At 57.4% G+C, this 22,745-nt stretch carries 19 protein-coding genes and 1 pseudogene; 8 read left to right on the top strand and 12 right to left on the bottom strand.

From position 1 onward, the window contains the following. The first annotated feature begins 27 nt into the window (after nucleotides 1-27). Nucleotides 28-1,221, top strand: a complete 1,194-nt coding sequence (locus tag ACR0B3_RS03885; protein ID WP_480807910.1) for an MFS transporter — start codon at nucleotides 28-30, stop codon at nucleotides 1,219-1,221. On the opposite strand, the gene ACR0B3_RS03880 is transcribed toward ACR0B3_RS03885, so the two are convergent. Continuing rightward, nucleotides 1,186-1,665 carry a hypothetical protein gene (locus ACR0B3_RS03880; protein WP_480807909.1) on the bottom strand — a complete coding sequence of 160 codons (480 nt, stop codon included), beginning with the start codon at nucleotides 1,663-1,665 and terminating at the stop codon, nucleotides 1,186-1,188. The two genes, ACR0B3_RS03885 and ACR0B3_RS03880, sit on opposite strands and share 36 nt — an antisense overlap. 96 nt (nucleotides 1,666-1,761) lie before the next feature. Between ACR0B3_RS03880 and trkA the strand changes: the two genes are divergently transcribed. The 4 genes from trkA (at nucleotide 1,762) to hflX (ending at nucleotide 6,321) form a co-directional block, all read left to right on the top strand. Next, nucleotides 1,762-3,138, top strand: a complete 1,377-nt coding sequence (trkA, locus tag ACR0B3_RS03875) for a Trk system potassium transporter TrkA (protein WP_170683665.1) — start codon at nucleotides 1,762-1,764, stop codon at nucleotides 3,136-3,138. Further along, nucleotides 3,138-4,679 (top strand): TrkH family potassium uptake protein, encoded by a 1,542-nt coding sequence (locus ACR0B3_RS03870; RefSeq protein WP_480807908.1) that lies wholly within the window; start codon nucleotides 3,138-3,140, stop codon nucleotides 4,677-4,679. The genes trkA and ACR0B3_RS03870 overlap by 1 nt, the downstream gene beginning before the upstream one ends. A 131-nt stretch (nucleotides 4,680-4,810) precedes the next feature. After that, nucleotides 4,811-5,050, top strand: coding sequence for an RNA chaperone Hfq (gene hfq / locus ACR0B3_RS03865; RefSeq protein ID WP_005982826.1), 240 nt, complete (start codon nucleotides 4,811-4,813; stop codon nucleotides 5,048-5,050). Continuing rightward, a complete protein-coding gene (gene hflX, locus ACR0B3_RS03860) occupies nucleotides 5,050-6,321 on the top strand; it encodes a GTPase HflX (protein WP_480807907.1) in 1,272 nt (423 codons plus the stop codon). Before hfq ends, hflX begins: the two co-directional genes overlap by 1 nt. On the opposite strand, the gene ACR0B3_RS03855 is transcribed toward hflX, so the two are convergent. The 4 genes from ACR0B3_RS03855 to hemB all read right to left on the bottom strand — a co-directional run bounded on the left by ACR0B3_RS03855 (nucleotide 6,318) and on the right by hemB (nucleotide 11,158). Further along, nucleotides 6,318-6,713 (bottom strand): ester cyclase, encoded by a 396-nt coding sequence (locus ACR0B3_RS03855; protein ID WP_480807906.1) that lies wholly within the window; start codon nucleotides 6,711-6,713, stop codon nucleotides 6,318-6,320. The genes hflX and ACR0B3_RS03855 overlap by 4 nt on opposite strands. Before the next feature lie 103 nt (nucleotides 6,714-6,816). Further along, on the bottom strand, nucleotides 6,817-9,279 hold the full coding sequence (locus ACR0B3_RS03850) for a penicillin acylase family protein (protein ID WP_480807905.1): 2,463 nt from the start codon (nucleotides 9,277-9,279) through the stop codon (nucleotides 6,817-6,819). 164 nt (nucleotides 9,280-9,443) lie between these two features. Further along, nucleotides 9,444-10,016 (bottom strand): YSC84-related protein, encoded by a 573-nt coding sequence (locus ACR0B3_RS03845; RefSeq protein ID WP_170758253.1) that lies wholly within the window; start codon nucleotides 10,014-10,016, stop codon nucleotides 9,444-9,446. A gap of 143 nt (nucleotides 10,017-10,159) precedes the next feature. Further along, entirely contained in the window at nucleotides 10,160-11,158 is a 999-nt protein-coding gene (gene hemB, locus ACR0B3_RS03840; RefSeq protein ID WP_480807904.1) for a porphobilinogen synthase, read from the bottom strand. A gap of 120 nt (nucleotides 11,159-11,278) precedes the next feature. On the opposite strand from hemB, the gene ACR0B3_RS03835 reads away from it, so the two are divergent. Together ACR0B3_RS03835 and mfd are read left to right on the top strand one after the other, a co-directional pair. Beyond that, nucleotides 11,279-11,803 carry a component of SufBCD complex gene (locus tag ACR0B3_RS03835; protein WP_480807903.1) on the top strand — a complete coding sequence of 175 codons (525 nt, stop codon included), beginning with the start codon at nucleotides 11,279-11,281 and terminating at the stop codon, nucleotides 11,801-11,803. Between the two features lie 21 nt (nucleotides 11,804-11,824). Next, nucleotides 11,825-15,280 carry a transcription-repair coupling factor gene (mfd, locus tag ACR0B3_RS03830; protein WP_480807902.1) on the top strand — a complete coding sequence of 1,152 codons (3,456 nt, stop codon included), beginning with the start codon at nucleotides 11,825-11,827 and terminating at the stop codon, nucleotides 15,278-15,280. Here mfd and ACR0B3_RS03825 read toward each other — a convergent pair. From ACR0B3_RS03825 to ACR0B3_RS03805, 5 genes are all read right to left on the bottom strand, one after another. Continuing rightward, entirely contained in the window at nucleotides 15,277-15,954 is a 678-nt protein-coding gene (locus tag ACR0B3_RS03825; protein WP_480807901.1) for an SH3 domain-containing protein, read from the bottom strand. The two genes, mfd and ACR0B3_RS03825, sit on opposite strands and share 4 nt — an antisense overlap. Next, the gene (locus ACR0B3_RS03820; protein ID WP_480807900.1) at nucleotides 15,951-17,615 is read right to left on the bottom strand and encodes a tetratricopeptide repeat protein; all 1,665 of its coding nucleotides are present in this window, start codon (nucleotides 17,613-17,615) and stop codon (nucleotides 15,951-15,953) included. The genes ACR0B3_RS03825 and ACR0B3_RS03820 overlap by 4 nt, the downstream gene beginning before the upstream one ends. Before the next feature lie 58 nt (nucleotides 17,616-17,673). After that, nucleotides 17,674-18,882 (bottom strand): multidrug effflux MFS transporter, encoded by a 1,209-nt coding sequence (locus tag ACR0B3_RS03815; RefSeq protein ID WP_170683676.1) that lies wholly within the window; start codon nucleotides 18,880-18,882, stop codon nucleotides 17,674-17,676. Nucleotides 18,883-18,955: 73 nt separating this feature from the next. Further along, nucleotides 18,956-19,615 carry a DsbA family oxidoreductase gene (locus ACR0B3_RS03810; protein ID WP_480807899.1) on the bottom strand — a complete coding sequence of 220 codons (660 nt, stop codon included), beginning with the start codon at nucleotides 19,613-19,615 and terminating at the stop codon, nucleotides 18,956-18,958. Continuing rightward, the gene (locus ACR0B3_RS03805; protein WP_480807898.1) at nucleotides 19,612-21,129 is read right to left on the bottom strand and encodes a class I adenylate-forming enzyme family protein; all 1,518 of its coding nucleotides are present in this window, start codon (nucleotides 21,127-21,129) and stop codon (nucleotides 19,612-19,614) included. Before ACR0B3_RS03805 ends, ACR0B3_RS03810 begins: the two co-directional genes overlap by 4 nt. A gap of 65 nt (nucleotides 21,130-21,194) precedes the next feature. On the opposite strand from ACR0B3_RS03805, the gene ACR0B3_RS03800 reads away from it, so the two are divergent. Further along, nucleotides 21,195-21,818, top strand: a complete 624-nt coding sequence (locus ACR0B3_RS03800; protein WP_480807897.1) for a helix-turn-helix domain-containing protein — start codon at nucleotides 21,195-21,197, stop codon at nucleotides 21,816-21,818. Here ACR0B3_RS03800 and ACR0B3_RS03795 read toward each other — a convergent pair. Continuing rightward, nucleotides 21,807-22,043: a hypothetical protein gene (locus ACR0B3_RS03795; RefSeq protein ID WP_170684222.1), complete on the bottom strand. Its 237-nt coding sequence runs from the start codon at nucleotides 22,041-22,043 to the stop codon at nucleotides 21,807-21,809. The two genes, ACR0B3_RS03800 and ACR0B3_RS03795, sit on opposite strands and share 12 nt — an antisense overlap. A 189-nt stretch (nucleotides 22,044-22,232) precedes the next feature. Then, nucleotides 22,233-22,733: pseudogene (locus ACR0B3_RS03790) on the bottom strand (aquaporin); the annotation flags it as partial. Nucleotides 22,734-22,745: the final 12 nt, after the last annotated feature.

Raw genomic sequence — 22,745 nt, 5'->3', positions numbered from 1 at the left:
GTCACACAGGCGCGATAGACCGGCTGCATGAGTGACTCTTTCCGAACATTCTTGCAGGTCATGCTGATCTGGTTCGCTGGCCTTGGTGCAGCAACCCAATTTGCAAAGATCGCCATACCATTTGCTGATGTAGGGCAATTGTACCCGGAAAACGCTGCTGTAATCGGCTGGTTGCTGTCCATTATCAGTCTAATGGGTGCCGCCTTGGGCGCGATATCCGGGGCGATCACGGCGCGCATTGGGCCAAATCGTCTGCTGCTATCGGGGCTTGTACTTGGCGGTGCGTTGTCTTTGCTGCAAGCAAGCTTGCCGGGGTTTCAACTGATGCTGCTTAGCCGGGTGATCGAGGGGCTGTCGCATCTTGCCATCGTTGTTGCAGCGCCCACGTTGATCGCTCAGATCACGACCGGTCGCGCGCGGTACAATGCCATGGTGTTGTGGAGCACATTCTTTGGCGTTGCCTTCGCGCTGAACGCTTGGTTCGGGTTGCCGATCGTCGACCGTTTCGGATTGCCTGTCTATTTTGCGCTGCATGGCGGATTGATGTTGCTGATCGCCGCGCTGATCGCATTCGGTAACCTGAAAGCTGAAATGGATCACACTCAGAGTTTTGGCTGGGGGTTGTCTGCGATCCTTGACGTGCATCTGCGAACTTACCGCTCTCCCTTCATTTCAGCGCCTGCGATCGGATGGTTTTTCTACACGCTCACCTTCGTTTCGCTGCTGGCTATCCTGCCGGGGCGATTGCCTGAAGGGCAGAGCGGGTCAATTGCGGCTCTGATGCCGTTGGCCGGGATTGTTCTGTCCTGGTTGCTGGTTCCAGTTCTCTTGACCGTCCTGTCCTGCGTCAGTGTCGTCAATCTGGGGTTTGCGTTGGGATTTGTGACGATTATTGCGTTGCTTCTTGGTGCACCGCTTGCTTTCGGGTGTATCGCGCTCTTCGCGGTACTTGGTCTTGTGCAAGGTGGCAGCTTCGCCGCAGTGCCCGAGTTGAACGACACAACTGAGGCACAAGCGTTAAGCTATGGCGCGATGGCGCAGATGGGCAATGCCGGAAACCTGCTTGGAACGCCGGTTTTGTTGGCGATTTTGCTAGGTTTCAACGAGGCAAGCATGTTCATCGCTGTAGCCACGTTCTATGGCATTGCCATCATAGCGCATTTGCTGCTGGCCAACCGCCGCAGGTCAGCCGGTTTGTCCGGGCGTGATGATTTGAAATGAGCCATCGTCGAATTTCACAAAACACGACGCGCTGTTCAGGGGCGGGAGCGTCGTGGTGCGCGTCGGAAGCACACGAGATTTGACACCCTGTTTGCAAGGCGGAAGGCTAACCGGACGATACCCTTTTTGCGCCATGCACTGCGCTTCGACCTTGTTTCTCAGCCCCTGATTCACATCGACGGTATAAACGCGTCCTGGTTCCCACCATCCGGGGTTGCGATAACAGCGACCTCGGCTATCGCAATAGGTGCGACCGGGCCAATAGACGGGAGGGCTCTGTCGGACCTGATTGGCAACGGGGGCGTCCTTGAGGGCCTGCACCTGACAATTTGTAGTCTCGGTCTGCATTCGCGAAACGCTCTCACCCTCGCGGTAATACAGCGAAAGCGGACCACATGCAGACAGTGTCAGCAGGCAAATCAGGGCAGGTAGAATTGATTTCATACACTTACTTTGACGCAGCTTGGGTCGCATGACAATTCAATTGACCGCTTTGGGGGCATCTGTCATTCAAAGATTTCAGGCAGAAAGGCCAAGAGTATGAAGGTCATCATATGCGGTGCCGGTCAGGTTGGCTGGCAGATTGCGCGTCACCTTTCGGGCGAATTGAACGATGTAACGGTGGTCGACAACAACCCCGATCTGGTACGCCGCGCGACCGAGACGCTGGATGTGCAAGGGATCGCAGGGTTCGCCAGTTATCCAGACGTACTGGACCGGGCAGGGGCACGCGATGCGGATATGATTATCGCTGCGACGCATTCGGACGAGGTGAACATGGTCACCTGTCAGATGGCGCATTCCGTGTTCTCAATCCAGCGCAAGATCGCGCGTCTGCGATCGAATTCTTATCTTGAGGCGATCCATTCAGACCTCTATCGCCGCGATCATCTGCCCATCGATGTGGTGATCAGCCCCGAACGCGAGGTTGCTGCGGCTGCGATGCGGCGTCTGTCGGCGCCTTCGGCCTTTGACACCGAGATATTCATGGATGGCAAAGCACAGCTTTTGGGTATTCGTGTCGAGGAAGACTGCCCAATCGTCAATACACCGCTGCGCCAGTTGACCGATCTGTTTTCAACGCTCAGTTCGATTGTGGTTGGTGTGCGCCGAGAAGGGACGTTGTTTGCGCCGGAATCCGAGGATCAGCTGTTTGTGGGTGACGAATGTTATGTCTTCACCAGCGTCAAAGATGTCGACCGCACGATGGAGGTGTTCGGCAAGGCTCAACGCCAGCAGGACCGGGTTGTTATCGTTGGCGGCGGCAATGTCGGGTTGGAAGTGGCCCGCACGTTAGAAGAACGCGAAAGCCGTGTACGCGCAAAGATAATCGAGCGGGATCGCAAATGCGCCGAAATCGCTGCCGAAGCGCTGGAGCGGACGATTGTTCTGAACGGCGACGGTCTGGATTCCTCCTTGCTGAGCGAGGCCGGTATCGAACGCGCCGATGCGATGCTGGCGGTCACCGATGATGATCGCACAAACATGTTGGCTGCGGTGCGCGCAAAGGGCGAAGGCTGCGCGTTGGCTATTGCCTTGATTAATGATCCCAGCATGGTCGCGCTGATGGGCCCGCTGGGAATTGACGCCTATATCAACCCGCGCGCAACAACTGTCAGTTCGATCCTGCGCCATATCCGGCATGGTCGTGTGCGTCAGGTCTATTCCATTGGTGATGCCGAGGCCGAGGTGATCGAGGCCGAGGTTCTTTCGACCTCGCCCATGGCTGGGCAGAAGCTGCGTGATATCGATTTCCCCGAAGGTGTTCTGGTCGGAGCCGTGCGCAAAGGCGACGAAGTTCTGCGCCCGACGGGCAGTCTGCGCATCGACGAAAAAGACGTGGTGGCGATCTTTGCCATGGCCAAGGATGTGCCCGAAGTGGAACGCCTGATGCAGGTTTCCATCGATTTCTTCTGATGTTGCAGGCGCGTGGACAGCAAAGGATCGGGGTTCTGCGGCGATTGCCGCTGCTGCTGATGATCTGGGGTATCGTGTCACTGGCGATGTGGATTCCTGCGGCTTATGCGCTTTCGCTGGATGATCACCATACCTCGCGGTCGTTCTTTTATTCCGGGCTACTTGGAATATTTGCAGTCTCGATCATCGCGTTGGCGATGTCGAATCGAATGCCTCGGCGTGGTACGCTTGGCCAACTCGCGGTTCTGTTGGCCGCGTTCACTGTATTGCCGATTTTTCTGGCGATACCGTTTCATGACGCGCTCGGGACAACCAGCTTTCTGAATGCATACTTTGATATGGTCAGTGCGCTGACCACGACCGGCGCGGACTTGTTTCCCGATCCCGCGCGCCTTTCCGCTCCGTTGCACCTGTGGCGCGCATTGGTGGGCTGGATGGGCGGCTTGCTGATGTGGATATCGGCTGCAGCGATTCTTGCGCCGCTGTCGCTAGGCGGGTTCGAAGTGACTGCAAGGGGGCAACCGGGTCGACCTGTATCCGGCGTGGCGCAGAGCGAGAAGACAGATCCGCGCGGCCATTTGATCCGCGTATCTCGTACCCTGGCACCGGTTTATGCTGGGCTCACAGCTGTGATCTGGGTCTTGCTGCTGATCGCGGGAGAGCAGGGTTTGACTGCGGTCTGCCACGCAATGTCCGTGATGGCGACGTCGGGCATCTCGCCCGTCGGCGGGCTAGAGGGATCGACGGCTGGCATCACCGGCGAAGCGATCCTGTTCCTTTTTCTCTTCTTCGCTTTATCACGCCTGACCTTTTCGACAGATACCGCGACCTCGGGCTATACGAGGTTGGATAAAGACCCAGAGTTCCGGATTGGCATCTTTATCGTAGTCGCCGTTGCCGCCCTCCTTTTTGTGCGGTTCCTGGCTGGAACTGCTGAATTGGGCATCGCGGTTGAGGTGCAGCAGGCGCTTGGGGTGATCTGGGGCTTTGTATTCACGGCAATGTCTTTCCTAACTACCGCCGGTTTCGAAAGCGCCAACTGGAACGATGCGCAGCAATTGTCCGGCCTTGGCACACCCGGTCTGATCCTGTTGGGGCTCGCGCTGATTGGCGGTGGTGTTGCGACCACGGCCGGAGGTGTCAAATTGCTGCGAGTGTTCGCACTCTATCTCAACGGCAAGCGCGAGATCGACAAGCTGATTTATCCGTCCTCGGTCAGCGGTGAAGGCGGGGGTAACCGCCGTATCCAAAGTGATGGTGCCTTCATCGCCTGGATCTTCCTGATGATGTTCGCCCTGACGTTGGCTCTGTTTGATCTATTGCTGGCTGTGATGGGGGTCGGGTTTGAGCAGGCCATGGTTCTGAGTGTTGCCGCACTGAGCACGACGGGGCCGCTGATTGAACTGGCGACGGATGTTCCGATCCGATTGATTGACCTGTCGGGTGGGGCCAAGCTGACACTGTGTGCGGCGATGGTCATCGGGCGGCTCGAGACGCTTGCCATCGTCGCGCTGATTACACCTACGCTGTGGCGCGATTGACCCTGCGTCAGGCACCTGGTGTTACTGCCTGATTTTTCATCTGGAATATCTGTGCGCGGCACTCCATACTCTGCCGGAGGGAGCGCGTTGGTCCGCAGCGCGTAGCAAGAACAATGGCGAGATAATAAAATATGGCTTCGGACAGACAGAATCTGCAGGACGCGTTCCTGAACAATGTACGGAAAGCAAAGGTCCCGGTCACAATATTCCTGATCAACGGCGTGAAATTGCAGGGTGTGATCACCTGGTTCGACAATTTCTGTGTGCTGCTGCGCCGCGACGGACAGTCGCAGCTGGTTTATAAACACGCGATTTCGACCATCATGCCATCACAGCCGATCAACCTGTATGAGGGCGAAGACGCCTCTTGATGGAACATGAGAGGGCGCGCACCCGGGCTTGGGTGCTGCATCCCGAAATCAAATCAGATGAACAGCGCCGCGTCCCCGAACCGGCGCTGGAAGAGGCGGTGGCATTGGCTGCCGCTTTGCCCGATCTGGATGTGGTCGGGTCTGAAATCGTGCGCCTGTCGCGCGCGCAAGCCGGGTTGCTGTTCGGCAGCGGTAAGATCGAAGAGCTGGCCGAACGTCTGCATGACCATGAGATCGAGCTGGTATTGATCGATGGGCCAGTGACTCCGGTTCAGCAGCGCAATCTGGAAAAGGCGTGGAAGGTCAAGATCCTCGACCGAACTGGCTTGATTCTAGAGATTTTCAGCGACCGTGCGCGTACCCGCGAAGGTGTGCTGCAGGTCGAGATGGCCGCGCTGAGCTATCAGCGCACGCGTTTGGTAAGGGCGTGGACCCACCTTGAACGCCAGAGGGGTGGCCTTGGGTTTGTCGGCGGTCCCGGTGAAACGCAGATCGAGGCCGACCGGCGCGCCATTGATGAACAAATGGTGCGCCTGCGCCGTCAGTTGCAGAAAGTCGTAAAGACCCGGACACTGCATCGTGCGGCTCGGGCCAAAGTGCCTTACCCGATCGTGGCTTTGGTCGGATATACCAACGCTGGAAAGTCCACACTGTTCAACCGCCTCACCGGGGCCGAAGTGATGGCCAAGGACATGCTGTTCGCCACGCTGGATCCGACGATGCGGCGGGTGGAATTGCCGGACGGCCCTGAAGTGATCCTGTCGGACACGGTGGGTTTTATCTCGAACCTGCCAACGGAACTGGTTGCGGCCTTCCGCGCCACGCTGGAAGAGGTGCTGGGCGCTGATCTGGTTGTGCATGTCCGTGATATCAGCCACGAAGAGACTGAGGCGCAAGCGCAGGATGTCGAAACGATCCTGGCCTCACTTGGTGTCGAAGATGATCGGCCTCGATTGGAGGTCTGGAACAAGATTGACTTGCTGAGCCCCGAGAACCGCGAGGCGGCGCTGGCCCGGGCCGAACGTGATCCGGGGATCTTTGCTATTTCGGCGGTTACCGGTGAGGGCGTCGAACCGTTGCTGTCAGAAATTGCAACGATCCTGCAGGGTGCACGGCATGAAACGACGCTGTCCTTGAGCTTTGCCGAAGGCCAGAAACGCGCGTGGTTGTTCCGACAGGATGTGGTGAGGTCCGAAGAACAGACCGACGAAGGCTTTGAGATCAAAGTGCTTTGGACTGACAAGCAAGCATCTCGATTCGCGGCGCTCTAGTTGCCGTCGATTTGACGCTGATAGTCTTCGGCGTCGAACCAACCAAGGGAAGATTTGACCTTATTATCTTCCGATAGCTCCCACTCCTCCCAACCACGCGTTACAACTCGATTGCCGGTCTCACAATGATGGCCTTCAAGCGTCCAGACAAAGATGGCGTGACCTCCGGCCCACCGCATCATGTCACAACGTACCTCAAGGTCTGGGAATTCGGCATAAAATCCTCGGGCCATATCGGCGATAGCTGCGTGGCCTTGCAGAGGTTCACCACGATTGATGCTGATCTGGCCATCAGGAGCAAAAAAGCTGGCAACTGCATCGGGATCACCCGAACTCCAAGCGATAGCATAGTCGCGTGCGAGATTGTTTATGGTATCGCGAAAACTACCCATATTGCCCCCTGTTGCACGAATGCAGTAGCCAATTCAGTTTAGGCGAATATGGGCGGATGCGTCCACGCGGGGTAATAAAAGGGGCGAGGAATTGCCGATAAGGTCAGCGCGGGTTCAGCAGGGTGACACCGACAGCCGCTGCACGCGCCAGATCGATATCCAGAGACATCGGTATGTATTCACCACGTCGCCACAGTTGGGCTTGATCGTCATAATAACGAGACAGGAAATGACCCGATTGCCCCGTCGCAGTGATGAAGACCGAGCTGTCGGGGTCAGCGAAATCGTAAACGCCGCGATAGCCCGCACCATGGACGTTCTGGAACGGATCAGGGCCTTCGCCCGAGGTGCGCCCTCGTAGCAGGGTGTTGTCACCTCCGCTGGTGGATTGGCGGATATTGACGAAGAACCGCAGCACCGGAACTTCGCCCAGAACAGGATGGTCGTGGGTGGCCTGATGCGCATCGCCCCAACGCAAGGATTCAAGCGCGGTGCCATAGCGTTCGGAAATCCAAATGATTGCATCATCCAGCGCCAGCCGCGCCATGTCGGTGCAAGTCTCAACCGGAGCGCTCTGGCGCACGTCGCACCAGATCGAGGCCCCGTCGATGTCACGATACACACGCTCAATGAACAGCGGCTCGACATGCTTGTATTCAGCAGCCAGCGGACCAAGCTCATCCGAGATCAGGCGGATTTGTAACGCGCGCAACCACGCGGCATAGATCAACGGTTCCGGCAGATGTTCGTTCATCTCACCGTTCCAGTTGGCCAGCAGATCCAGAGCGATCTGTCTTTGCCGTTCCGGAGTGCCTTCGGGAGCGGATTCACCAGTGAACCAGAGGTCGGCACCGATCAGTGGCAGTAGCGAGCGTGCCGTGAAGCTGACGGTATCCAGTTGAGCTTCTATAAAGCTGTCGCGGGTATGAACCTCGCGCGACTGCATTAGACGTTCCCAGCGATTGATGCGCTGAGTGTCGCCCCATTCGTAAGAGACGTGATTGGGGAAGGGACGGTCGATGATCTTGTTATTGGTATTGCCCAGCACTCCGCCAGCCGGGGCTACGAATTCAGGATTGTCGGCATAGGGCAGGCGGCCTTGCCAGCGATTACGCTCAAGCCAGCCGGGGGTGGGAATGCGGCCACGGCTTTGATTGTTCAGATCGCGCCTTGGCATTGCGCCAATCAATTTCAGGCCAATGGTGTCTTTGTCGATCAGGGACAGGTTCTGCGACGGTGCGATGAAATCTTCTGCTACATCAATGGCTTCACGGACGGTGTCCGCATTCATCAGCGCCAATGACGCACTCATCGATGTATCGCGCGGGCTGAGTGCGCTCCAGGACAAAGACGCCACATGACCTTGGGGTGTGATGGTTTCCAGATCATAATGCGTACCCGGCAAAACGGGTCCATTCTCGGTCCAGAGCAGGGTCAGGGTGATAGGGGCAGCGTCTTTGATTTCGATGATCGAGGGGCGGGACTGGAATTGTTTGTAGCCGTCCGGCGTAAGGTATTCTTCTGGATTGTCCGGGTTCAGCTGTTCGATGTGAACGTCCTGATCGTCCAGATAAGATGATGTCAGGCCCCATCCCAAACGCTCACTCCGCCCTGCTGAAATCGCTGGAATACCGGGGATGGTCGCACCGATCACACCGCCTTTGGCCAATTCCAACCGGGCAAGATACCAGATGCCGGGGGCGGTGAAGCCCAGATGTGGATCATTGGCCAGCAACGTGCCTCCGCTGGCGGAACGCGACGGCGCTGCAGTCCATGCGTTTGATGCACCGGCCAAGCCGCGCTGGGGAAAGGGTGACAGGGCCATATCATGCATCGGCGCGCTTTGCGCATAGCGCGGCAGGTTGGGGAACAACGCAGCATATTCAGGCAGGGCAGCGATGCCGGGGCCGGGAACGTCGGGTAATATGTCGGCCAGGCGCGCAGGATCGTTCAGCATCAACGAAGTGCGCGCGCGCAATACTTCATCGGCAAGATGGCCGGAAAGTTGCAGGCTCATCAGCTTCATGATGGCCAGACTGTCACCCGGTTGCCAAGGCGGTACGGGTGCGTTGAACAGAAACATCTCGGGCGCGCCACGGCCCAACGCCTCTTCGTTGATTTCAGTCAGGCGCGCGTTGATCCCGGCGGAATATGCCCGCAATACGGCTTTGGTATAGTCATCCTGAACCTCGACCGAACGATGTGCGAGGCCGTAAAGATCCAGTCTTCGCAGCAGCTTGTCGATTGATACGGTTCGCTGGCCAAATACTTCGGACAAACGGCCTTGCACGGTGCGGCGCAGAACGGTCAATTGCCACAGCCGGTCTTGCGCATGGGCGTAGCCAAGGCCGAAGAACACATCGGGGTCAGATTGGCCCAAAACATGCGGAACATTCGCGGTGTCGCGCACAATCTCGACTGGTGCGGTTATTCCTTCAACCTCAAGGCTTTGGTTGTATTCGGGCAGGGACTGGCTGGCCAAAAAATAGACCAGCCCAACTGCGGCGACTGCCAATAGGATCAGGCCTGTCGTAAGCCTCACCAACCAGCGAAAAACCAGACCCATCTGTCCCCCAAGATTATAGCCTATTCGTTGGTGTTGACGTTATCGGAACCCCTGCTGAACCGAAAGAGGAATGCCACTGGAAATTGTGGAAAATCATTAAAACTCAAAGCCCCGCCACAAGATGTAGCGGGGCTCGTCAGAGGGGGGGAGGGTGGTATCTGACGTTAGGGGATAATGCGCGTGTATTTGGTGCCTTCGACTGTTGCGCCGAATTTCAGGCCCGCCTGCCCGAAGACAGCGGCCAGCACGGGTTTGCGCAGTTGGTTCGTATCGGTCGAAAGCGACTCGCCCGTCGCATCGACGACATAACCAATATCGGCCCCGGCGGTCCAACCGCTGGAGCGGCGGAAATCATTCAGGGCCTCTTCGGTCATGAAGAACAGGACGTGCGCATATTGCTGCGCACCAATCTGCAGCCCTGCGCTGCCAGAGATCGCCGAGTAATAATCGACTGTCGCGCCGTCAATGCGCAACGCACCCTGACCGTAGGCGCCGCCAAAGATAAACCCGGCATCGGTGATCAGCGGCATGACCAGCATGCCATTGGCCTTGTTGGCGATTTCTAATGTGTTTGGGTACTTGCTGTACATTTCGTTCAGCGTCGCATCGACGCGCGCGTCGAGCGTAACCGCGTTGGTGTTCCCAACGCCATTACCGCAAGCGGCGGTCAGCGTCAGCCCGGCCATGCCAAAAGCAAAACCGCGACGGCTGAGTCGGGGGGAGTTTGAACTGCTCATGTTTCTCTGTCTCTGTATATGTGCCTGATTTGTCGGGTATTCCCGATCTTGTTTGCAAGAATACGCCGATTGCGCCTGCCTGTCACGGGAAAGCTGTACTGCAGGCGCAGCAAATCGGCGAAAAATCGCGAAAATTTGCGGTGTTAGCTTTGGAGGACGCGCGCTGCCTCGGGGGCAAAGTAGGTCAGGATGCCATCGCATCCCGCACGCTTAAAGGCCAGCAGGCTTTCCAGCATTACCTTCTCGCCATCGATCCAGCCGTTTTGGGCCGCCGCCTGGATCATCGCGTATTCGCCTGACACTTGATAGGCATAAGTAGGCGCCCCGAAGCTGTCCTTCACTCGGCGGCAGATATCCAGATATGGCATGCCGGGTTTGATCATGACCATGTCAGCACCCTCGGTCAGATCGCGTTCGATCAGGCGCAGCGCCTCGTTCGAATTTGCAGGGTCCATCTGATACGTCTTCTTGTCGCCGGTGAGCGCACCAGAGGCACCCACCGCATCGCGGAACGGGCCATAAAAGGCACTTGCGTATTTGGCGGCATAGCTGAGGATCATGACATTATGATGCCCGGCTGCCTCAAGTGCGTTACGCATCGCGCCAATGCGTCCATCCATCATGTCCGATGGTCCAATGACGTCGGCACCGGCCTCGGCTTGGGCCAGCGTCATTTTAACCAGCGCTTCGATCGTCTGATCGTTCACGATCTCGCCATCGACCACATAGCCGTCATGACCGTTGATGTTGTAAGGATCCAGCGCCACGTCTGTCATTACCGCGATATTCGGCGCGGCTGCTTTGATCGCGCGGATGGCGCGGTTGGACAAGTTATCCGGGTTCCAGGCTTCGGCACAGTCTTCGGTTTTCAGGCTGGGATCGGTGTAGGGAAAGATGCAGATTGCAGGAATGCCAAGGGCTTGCGCCTCGACCGCGGCTTTTGCGATCAGATCAACCGAACGACGCTTCACGCCGGGCATTGAGGGAACAGGCTCTTCTATTCCTTCGCCATCGCGTACGAAAACGGGCCAGATAAAGTCATCCACCGTCAGCGTATTCTCACGCACCAACCCACGAATGGCCTGGGATTGTCTTGCCCGGCGAAAGCGGGCTTTGGGATAAGGGGCTATGGTGGGTTTCATGGCGCACTCTCCTTGAACAATTCCGCATTGGGTGGCATGAATTCCCGGTGGTCTCAAGGGTAACAATGGACGCATCGCTGCGATGACGGTCCCTGCGGACGTTGAATAAAGGGCAGACGCTTGGACATATACTCTTCGATCTTCGAACTCATCGACATGCGGAGCTTTTCGAATCTTTGGTATTGGATCGGGTTGGCCGTTCTTTGGTCATCTGCCAGCCACTGGGCGATGGGCGTGCCCTATGATCTGGTGATGCGAGCGCGTCGAACAGGGGGGCAATCCGAACAGGATTTGCTCGACATTGTGCGGATAAACTCAAACCGGCTGCTATATATTGTAGATACGTCGGGTCTGATCATTATGGCGATCTGCTGTTTTGTTTTGACCGGGTTGGCAACGCTTGGGTTCTATTATGACGTGGAGTTTGCCCAGGCTGTGTTTATGCTTTTGTTCCCCATGTGCTTCGTCATGATGATCAATGTTTCGGCCGCGCGCCGGTTGGGTCGGATGGAGGCGACGGTAGAAAACGTTTCAAAAACACTGATGCGGTGTCGAACATTTACACAGATCATTGGCATGTTCTCGATCTTGATTACTGCGTTCTGGGGGATGTATCAGAACGTTTCGATTGGCGTCCTGGGCTAGTAGTCTCTGAAAGGCATAATAATGACGGCTCCGAACCACGTAACTGTTGGCGGCGCCCCCGAGGGGTTTGATGCGCAGCTTGTCCTGAATGAGGTTGCACGCTCGGGCAGTCCGGTCTGCCATGTTGCGCGCGATGACAAGCGAATGGAAGCGATGCGGGCTGCGCTTGCGTTCTTTGCGCCTGACATGCCGGTATTCATTTTCCCTGGATGGGATTGCCTGCCCTACGATCGGGTCTCCCCCAACGCGGATATTTCTGCAGCACGGGTGGCGACATTGGCTGCCTTGGTGCATCAGATGCCGCAGCAATTTGTGCTTCTGACCACGCTGAATGCGGCAACGCAACGCGTGCCCGCGCGCGAGGTCTTGCGTGAGGCCGCATTCACCGCCCGCGTTGATCAGCGCATTGATGAGGACGCGCTGCGCAATTTTTTAGTGCGTATGGGCTTTACGCAAAGTCCCACAGTCATGGAACCCGGCGACTATGCAATCCGTGGCGGTATCATCGATATCTTCCCTCCGGGCGAGAGCGGGCCTGTCCGACTGGATTTGTTCGGCGACGTTCTCGACGGCGCACGCCGGTTCGATCCTGTCTCGCAGCGCACGACCGAAAAGCTTGAGGTGGTCGAACTTGCACCCGTCTCCGAAGTCATTCTGGACGATGCAGCGATCACCCGATTCCGCCAGAATTATCGTATCGAATTCGGCGCGGCGGGTACGGATGACCCGTTGTATGAAGCTGTCAGCGCAGGTCGCAAGCATCAGGGCATTGAACATTGGCTACCGTTCTTTCATGAAAAGCTGGAGACGCTGTTCGACTATTTGCCAGGGGCTACAATTTCACTGGACGATCAGGTGACACCTGCGCGCCTGGCGCGGTGGGATACGATTGCAGATCAGTATGAGACGCGAAAGCTGGCGCTGGAAAACCGCTCGCGCATGGATACGGTTTATAAGCCCACGCCACCCGGTCTGCTTTATCTTGACGATACCGCATGGGAAGGCGTGGTCGAGGATCGGCGCGTACTCCAGTTCAGTCCGCTGCCGCAAGCAAGCGGTCCGGGTGTTATAGACGCCGGCGGCCGGATCGGGCGCAACTTTGCCCCCGAGCGGCAGCAGGAAAGTATCAGCTTGTTTGGCGCACTGGCCAGCCATATCAGCGACAAGATGGCCAAGGGGCCGGTTCTGATTGCGTCTTATTCCGAAGGTGCGCGCGAGCGTCTGACGGGGTTGATCGAAGATGAAGGTCTGGCCGAGGCGATCCCGGTGACGGATGGAACCCGGATTGGCAAACGCGGTCTGCATCTTGCTGTCTGGGCTTTGGAGCATGGGTTCGAAGCGCCCAATCTGACCGTGGTCTCGGAACAGGATGTATTGGGCGACCGGTTGATCCGCCAGCCCAAGAAACGCCGCAAGGCCGAGAATTTCCTGACCGAGACGCAATCCCTGACACCCGGTGATCTGGTGGTTCACGTCGATCATGGGATCGGGCGCTACAAAGGCATGGAGGTTGTCACCGCCGCCGGTGCAGCGCATGAATGCCTTTTGCTGGAATACGCTGAACAATCAAAGCTTTATCTGCCAGTCGAAAATATCGAACTGCTGTCGAAATATGGCCATGACGAAGGGCTGCTGGACCGACTGGGCGGCGGAGCATGGCAGGCCAAGAAGGCCAAGCTGAAAGAGCGCATTCGCGAAATGGCGGACAAGCTGATCCGCATCGCCGCCGAACGCGCCTTGCGCAAGGCTCCGGTGATGGACCCGCCGCCCCACGCGTGGGAGGAGTTCAGCGCCCGTTTCCCCTATCAGGAAACGGATGACCAGTTGCGTGCCATTTCCGAGGTGATGGAGGATATGCACTCGGGTGCGCCGATGGATCGTCTGATCTGTGGCGATGTCGGGTTTGGCAAAACCGAGGTTGCGATGCGCGCGGCATTTGTAGCTGCCATGTCTGGCGTTCAGGTCGCGGTGGTTGCACCGACGACTTTGCTGGCGCGCCAGCATGCGGCATCGTTCAAGGAGCGCTTCCGGGGGTTCCCGCTGGAGGTGCGGCAATTGTCGCGTTTCGTGTCCGCGAAAGAGGCGCAGCAGACCCGTGACGGGCTGGCGCGTGGAACCGTGGATATCGTGATCGGGACCCATGCGCTGCTGGCCAAGGGGATACGGTTCAACAATCTGGGCTTGTTGATCATCGATGAGGAACAGCATTTTGGCGTAGGTCACAAGGAACGGCTGAAACAGCTGCGTTCCGATGTGCATGTGCTGACGCTGACCGCAACACCGATTCCACGTACTCTGCAATTGAGCCTGACCGGGGTGCGAGACTTGTCGATTATAGGTACCCCGCCCATCGACCGTCTGGCGATCCGAACTTATGTCAGCGAATTCGACGCCGTGACAATCCGTGAGGCGCTGTTGCGCGAACACTATCGCGGGGGGCAGAGCTTCTATGTCGTTCCGCGCATCTCGGACCTGCCAGAGATTGAAGAATTCCTGAAAGAACAACTCCCCGAACTGACCTATGTGGTGGCCCACGGTCAGATGGCAGCGGGCGAGCTTGATGACCGCATGAACGCCTTTTATGACGGCAAGTATGATGTGCTGCTGGCCACAACGATTGTGGAAAGCGGGCTGGACATCCCGACTGCGAACACGATGGTTGTGCATCGGGCGGACATGTTCGGCCTTGCGCAGCTCTATCAGATCAGGGGCCGGGTCGGTCGCTCGAAAACCCGCGCTTATGCTTATTTGACAACTAAACCGCGCGCGCGTCTGACCGCGACTGCCGAAAAACGCCTGCGGGTTCTGGGCTCTCTCGATACGCTCGGTGCTGGGTTCACTTTGGCGTCGCAGGATTTGGACATTCGTGGCGCGGGTAACCTGTTGGGTGAGGAACAATCGGGCCAAATGCGCGATGTGGGTTATGAGCTTTACCAGTCGATGCTGGAAGAGGCGATTGCCAAGATCAAAGCAGGTGAGATGGAAGGCCTGTCGGATGCCGATGACCAATGGGCACCGCAGATCAATCTGGGCGTGCCGGTCCTGATCCCCGAGGATTATGTGCCCGATCTGGATGTGCGTTTGGGCCTCTATCGCCGCCTGTCGTCCCTTTCGACGAAGGTCGAGTTGGAAGGCTTTGCAGCAGAATTGATCGACCGCTTTGGGGCGCTACCGAAAGAGGTAAACACCCTGATGCTGGTCGTCCGCATCAAAGCCATGTGCAAACGCGCAGGGATCGCCAAGCTGGACGGAGGGCCAAAGGGCGCAACGATCCAGTTCCACAACGACAAGTTCGCCTCACCTCAAGGGCTGGTCGAATTCATCCAGAACCAGCGTGGGCTTGCCAAGGTCAAGGACAACAAGATTGTGGTGCGGCGTGATTGGAAGAAAGACAGCGACAAGATCAAAGGTGCTTTCGCGATTGCTCGTGATCTTGCCGAAAAAGTCATGGCGGTAAAGAAAAAGGCAAAAGCCTAATCCCCGGTCACAAAAGTGCAGAGCTGCCAGTCACCTGAGTTGGATTTCACGAGGGCAGCGCGGTAGCCGGACATTGAGGTTAGAAAGTCGTTATATATGAAACCCGGGGTCCCATCTGTCAGCCTGACCTTTTGATAGGGATTGTCGGGTTGAAAATCGGGGACGATTACGACCTCGTGGCTAATTAGACCAATGATTGTTCCGCTGATGGATGGGGACTGACGCAATGATACCCGCTCGGCCGGGACGAAATATGCAGTGAATGGGTCAAGTGAGGCGGGCAGAGTAATCTGCCAGTGCGCTGGCATCCAGAATTCACCCTGATCATCGAAATACCCCGGTTGCGACAATGTATTTTGCAGGTCGGCCCAATAGGAGTCGCGGAGTTCGTCGGCCTCGTCCTTGAATTCGTCACCCAGCAATTCTGGCGGAACGGTCAGGTTCGTACGGAACTCATCAGGGCCTCCTTCGCTGCCATGGCTGAGGTAAATATCAGGGCAGGCCGCAGCCACCACCGCGTCGGTATCGCGCGCCTCAATATGTGCGCGCAGATCAGCTCTGAACGCCAGTAAAGAGGGGTCCTGTTCGGCTTCGTCCACAGGTGGAAAAGACTGACGCTGCGCATATGCCGGGCCACAGATCAGCAGGGCCAGAACCAATGGGAACAGTTTCATTCAGCAGCTTTCATCGCGGCTTGAGCGCAGAAGCAGGATGCTCCGACGGCCCGGTCTGCCCGGGCAAGAGCGAGATCCAGCCGTTGTTGAATTTGCTTGATTTCCACGTTTTCACCACGCGCTTTCAGGCAGTCATGCAGGCCCTTTAGGCTCCAGACGTTATCAGGATGGATTGAGGCGCGGCTGAGGGTTCCACCAAGGCCCAGATCCTCGCGATAGACGTCTTCGGCCTCAGCTACATGACCCTGTTCAAACAGCAGTGCACCCAGGGCGTGGCGGGTTGGTTGCATCCATCCCCAAGGCTCGTCATAAGGCAGCGTGTCGTCCAGCTCGACCGATCGGCGCAGATGGGCATAGGCAATCTCATAATTGCCTTTGCGATACTCGATCTCACCGCGCAGCATTTCGGCGGCGATTTCAAGCAGATCGATAACGCGGTTGTTATGCAGGCGGCGGGTTTCGGGCACGCAGGTCTTCGCGGCCAGAAACAGCTGTTCCTCGGCTTCGGCCTGCGCCACCTCGCCGGTGGCCGCATGGGCGACCGCTCGGGCGTAGTGCGTGGTCGCAGTCAGCGTACGAAAGAGATCAGGATTGTCGGGCAGTTCCAGCGCCTTAGCCTCTTCCCAGCGGCCAAAGCGAATAAGGATATGCGGGCCCATGGACATGTAGCTTTCGAAGTAGTCCGCCATGGGCGGGCTTTCGATCCGCAACATATCTTCGGGCGTGGTATCCCATAATCCCTGATTGGCACGTAGGGCGGGTTCCATCTGGCCCAGGAACAAGGCGCCATAGATCGTGAAGTGATAATTGTGCTGGCGATATCCGGTGTAAATGTTGAAGGCGCCTTCGCGTTCATAATACTTCAGGTCGGCCACCGAGGCCTCTTCGTTCCACTGAACTACATTGTGGTAGTGGCCGCACAGAACATCGATATGCGTTGGCATATGCACCAGATGCCCCGCATCAGGCACCAGAGTGCGTAGGATATCCCCTGCCTTGAGGGCCTTTTCAGGGGTTGGCGACATCTCCATCAAGTGGACGTAGAGGTGTAGAAGGCCGGGATGAGACATCGCTGCAGGGTCTTCGGCCATGGCGGTTTCTAACGCCTTTTGCGCCTCGAGCGTGGCAGCACCTTCGGCAGGTTGGCCGGATTTCAGATCCCACATCTGCCATGGGGTCAGGTTTAGGAGCGACTCCACATAAATCGTCCGCAAATCCAGATCGTCGGCGTGATCTGCAAAGGCTGCCCGCATGGCATCGGCATAGTCATAATCCCAACGATGCATATCCTCGATCGGGTCCCGCTGTGGGTAGCGCGCGGGCAGGGCGCGGATCAGCGCCCGTTCCACCGGGGTGCAGGTATCCAGCAGTGCAATCGCCCGTTGTGTTGCATCATAGGCAGTTGCCAGCGCTTTGGTTTGGCCTTGGTCATCACGCAAATCCCACGGCAGGTTGTAGTTTGGGCCGGCTGCATAAGCGACACCCCAATGAGCCATTGCGCAGTTGGGATCATGCTCGGCTGCCTTCTGGAAGCACGAGACCGCCTCGTCATGGTTATAGCCATAGGTCCAGACCAGCCCACGATCGAACCAAAGCTGCGCCTCGGGTGATGCCGTGGTAATGGCATAGGAATATGTGCCCAGATCATAGTAATCACTCATAACGCCCCCTCCCGACGAATTGCGGGAAGGTTAGCGTTTTTCAGGCGCTCTGCCCAGATCAGGCAGGCAGCCGGTTTTCGATACGTCCCATATGCAGCATCAGGCCGAAGCCAAGAATGCACATGATCAGCACGGCGGTTGTAAGCGGCGTGATCGAACCATCGAACAGCAATCCGACCGGGGCTGCGATGCCAGCCGCCAAGACGGTTGCAATCGATCCGATCACTGATGCCGCCATGCCCGCTATATGGCCCATCGGCTCCATCGCGATGGCATTCAGGTTGCCCATGGTCAAACCCGCCATGAAGAACACGGTGGTCTGCCACGTCACGAACAGTGCGAATGAGGCATCCGGGGGCAAAGGCATCAGGTTCAGCACTATGACACAGCCCGTTATCAGAATTTGCGCACCCAATGCCCAGGTCACGATCCGGCGCATCCCGAGACGCACCACAAGTGCGGCGTTCAAAAGGCTGGCCGAGCCAGAAATTAGAGCAATAAATCCGAACCAGAAGGGGAAGCTATCAGCACGGTCATGGATGACATCAAAAACCGGCTGCACCATCGTCAACATTGTGAACAGCAACCCCATGCACAGGGTCTGTACGAGGATCGACAGGCGGACGGTTGGATGTGCCAACATCTCGTGTACAGCCGCGATCATCAGCGGCAGGCGGAAGGGGCGACGGTTCTCCGCAGCTAATGATTCCGGCAGGCGCATCGTCATCCAAACCACGATGATCGAGGCAAATAGGATGAATGACACAAAGATGCCCCGCCAGCCGACCAATGCGATTACGCCAGCACCCAGCAACGGCGCAGCGGCGGGCACCAATGTAAAGATCATCATCGCGATTGAGATAATGCGCGCCATCTCGCGCCCGGCATACAGATCACGAATGATCGCCATGGCCACAACACGAGGTCCGGCAGCGCCAAGGCCCTGTACGATGCGCGCAGCGAGCACGAGTTCAAGCGAGGAACTGGCCCAGGCGACGGTGGATGCGAGAATATAAAGGGCAACGCCCCCATATATCACCGGCTTCCGTCCAACCGCGTCAGAGATTGGACCCGTGAAAAATGTACCAATCCCCATGCCCAGCACAAAAGATGTCAGGATAAGCTGCGCTTTGTTGACATCAGTCGGGCTCAACTCTGCGCCGATTTCGGGCAGTGCAGGCAGCATCGAGTCGATCGAAAAGGCAATCGTGGCGAACATCATCGCGATCAGAGCAATGAATTCGCCCCGAGACATGCGATTTGTCATGGGGAACTCCTTCCCAGCAGCGCTATCACGGCACACGGGGTTGGACTAGATCAGAAATGCACAGGGTTATGTGCTATTCTGCAGGGGAAGCCTCAATCTGAGACTTGATGTCTGAGATCACTTTTCCCCACAATTCAGGGGGTTGCGCGCCGGGAACCGCATGTTGGTTCGCAACGATATAGGTGGGGACCGAGTTCACGCCCATCTGGCGCGAATGACTGTCGCGGGTGCGGATATCCTCGCGGTCAGCGTCTGATTGCAGCAATTTCAGCACCACGGCGGCGTCCATACCGACACTGTCGGCGATGTCGGCCAGGACTTCATGATCGCCAATGTCACGCGCTTCGACGAAATAGGCGTTGAACAGCGCGTCGACAACGGCATTTTGTTTACCCTCGATCCCGGCCCAGTGGATCAGACGGTGGGCATCAAGCGTGTTCGGCGTGCGTTTCATCCCTTCGAAATCGATCTTCAGACCAGCATTCTCGGCATGTTCGACAACCGGCGCATAAGCGCGGACCGCACCGTCCTTGCCGCCGAACTTCCGCTCAAGATACTCGCGTCGGTCCATGCCTGCGTCGGGCATGTCAGGATTTAGCTGAAAAGGGTGCCACTCGATCACAAATGGGTGGTCTGACACTTCGGCAAGCGCTTTGTCCAGATGGGTCTTGCCGATATAGCACCACGGGCAAATCGGATCTGACATGATGTCGAGCTTTACAGTCTGTGTCATTCGGACGTCGCCTTGAAATAGGCCGGCAGGGCGCGGCGCAGGAGTTTGCCGTTGCCTCCGGTGGGCAGGGCGGACAGATGAACAAAGGCACGCGGCTGTTTGTAGCGCGCCAGCTTGTCAGACACATAGGTGTGCAACGCAGCCGCGTCCAGTTCTTCGGGGCCGGTGTAGAATGCAACAATGATTGAGCTGTCTTGTTTCACTTCAACCGCTGCCGCGCCAACTTGCGTGATGCCGGGATGGGTGGACAAGGCAGCCTCTACTTCAACAGGTGAAACACGGTAGCCGCCTGCGTTCATCATGTCGTCATCGCGACCCAGATAGATGATCTGCCCATCAGCGGCCATCGCGCCCTGATCTCCGGTCAGAAACCAATTTCCAGCCATCCGCGCCTCGGCTTCGTCCGGGGCGTTTAGATAGGTCAGCATCAGGCCAGGGTCGTCGCGGTGAACTGCAATCGTGCCTTCCTGCCCCTGAGGGACTGGTCCGTTGGGTCCGACGATTGCAACCCGGCGCCCCGGCTGTGGCTGACCCAAGGCCTCGCCGCGCGCAGGATGGCTGGGGCTGGACGAAATGAAGGTTGAGCATTCGGACATGCCATAAGCTTCATAGAGTTCGGTCCCGGTGGACTGCACCCATTTCTGATGAAGATGCCGCGAGAGTTTTTCACCGGCGCAAAGACCGTGGCGGAGATCGGGCAGGTTCAGCTGGGCATCTTCCTGCAGCATCTTTCGATAGACCCCCGGGGCCGCGGCAAAGATTGTGGCGCTGTGCTGTTTCAACAAGGCAGGCAGAGCGTTGATGCCCGTCCCCGGTTCAGGGATCAGAGCGGTCGCGCCAATTGTCCACGGGTCCATCAAACCCGTCCCCAACGTATAGGTCCAATTGAATGCGCCTGCATGGCACAGTCGATCCGAGGTTTGCAGGCCATACCAACCGTCCACCATCATTTGCCGCGCCCAAATGGCCCTATGAGCATGCGCGACGGCACGCGGCTTACCGGATGTTCCGGAAGTATAAACCACATAGGCTAGCCGCTCGGGGTCTCCCAACTCATAGCTCGCAGGGGGCAGTGCGCGCATTTCGATCAGATCACCCAGCAGTATTTGACGCGGATGCGCCGCGCAGGAGACTTCGGGATCGCGCAAGATCGCAGTAGGCCGCAAGTCGTCGATGATCTTTGCGGTCTCTCGCTCTGTCAGCTGTGATGAGGTCGGCACCGGCACCAGACCCACGGCGATCGCACCCAGATAGGCAATTGGAAAATCGACGGTGTTCCCCAATCTCATCAAAAGGATGTCGCCGGGGGTTAAACCGCGCTGCAGAAAACCGGTGGCGGTTCCCAAGATCGCGGATTGCAAGTCGCTATAGGTCCAATCAGTTGCACTATTGGGTCCAAGCACTGACAACGCAGTTTTCGCGGCAGATCCCTGCGCGTGACGCAGGACATGTGCCGCAAGATTAAATGGGTGCGGGCAGGCTGGTGGCGGCCCCTGATCAAAGATCGACAACATGGGAACTGGCTATCGCTGCGCGAGGCGCGTTGCAAGCGGGGCATGCTGGCCCTATAGAAAGACGCATGACCAAAAATGACCATAAATCCATCGTCAGGATCGCGCGTGATAACGGTTTGAAAACCGAATTGGAGCCGGTCGATCTGGGCGCGCGCGTGCGTGAATTGCGCAAAGCCCGAAATTGGACGCTGGAACAGGCGGCCAGTCAGGCGGGGTTGGCAAGGTCAACGCTAAGCAAGATCGAGAACGGTCAGATGTCACCGACCTATGATGCGCTGAAAAAGCTGGCCACGGGTTTGGAGATTTCGGTGCCGCAACTGTTCACGCCTCCGCAACGTGATCAGGTGATCGGACGCATGGCCGTGACAAAGATGGGTGACGGGACCGCACACCCAACTACAACGTACGAACATGAGTTGCTGGCCGAAACGCTGACCAAAAAACAGATGCTGCCCTATCGTGCCCGGGTGCGCGCACGGTCGATGGAGGAATTCGACGGCTGGGTGCGCCATGATGGCGAAGAATTCTTGTATGTTCTAACTGGTGTCGTGCGACTGTTTACCGAATTCTATGAGCCGGTCGAAATGCGCCGTGGCGATAGTGCCTACTATGACGGCAGCATGGGACATAACGTGATTTCGGTCAGTGATGAGGATGCGACGATCCTGTGGGTCACGTCACTTGCCTAGGGCTTGGGCCGCCTCGCGGTTCAAGGCTTCGGTGAAAAGGAAATCCTCAAGCTCTTCTCGCGCTTCGTTGACGGTCAGGTGGTGGCGCTCGGCCAAATAGGCTTCGAACTGTTTGCGATCTTCGCCGACGCGCGCCATATCTCCATCACGCAAGTTCGGAAACCTGCGTTTTGCGCGTGCGTATGACGCGTCCCAGTCTTGCGTCAGATCAGCCCAGTTTAGCATCTGCGAGCCTTCCTTGATTGGTGTTTCAGGACTGCTCTCCCCCAAGGACAGGGTAAGGAGCCGGGCGTAATGCTGCGGACATGACAAAATGTCGCAGGCTGAATGGGGGAAATTTGAATCAAAAAACCCGCTGCGGAGATACCGCAACGGGCCCACGGACCTGCTGTTTAGTGAGTGGCGGCCGGTCCGTTATTCTTCTGACTTGAACAGCCAGTTCAGTATTACGTGCCCGATAAATACAGCCACTATCTGCATTATTATGAACATCGGGATATGCGCAGGGTATATCCCCGCAAACCTATCCGTAAAGCCCCTTGCGATGGTAACGGCCGGATTAGCAAAACTTGTGGATGATGTGTACCAGTAGGTGCCGGTGATATAGAGCCCTACAAGCGCTGGTACCGTGTCAGGTTTGTGCCGAATTCCGCCGAAGATCACAAAGAGCAGGCCCAAGGTGGCGATGATTTCCAAGAACCACTGATTTGACCCAGTGCGATGCGGGGTTTCTGAGGTCTGTAGAAGCGGCAAGTCGAACATGTAGTGGCTGGCCCATACGCCAACGATCCCACCCGCAACCTGTACCAGTATGTAAGGCGCAACCGCGCCGCAGGGGTGCTCGCCACGCAAGGCGAAGGCCAGCGTCACCGCCGGGTTGAAGTGCGCGCCTGAAACTGGACCAAGCGTGGTGATTGGGGCATGACG

This window comes from Ruegeria sp. CE9, from assembly GCF_056537425.1.
Note: the sequence above shows the minus strand (reverse complement) of the source record. Positions and strands in the feature narration are given on the sequence as shown.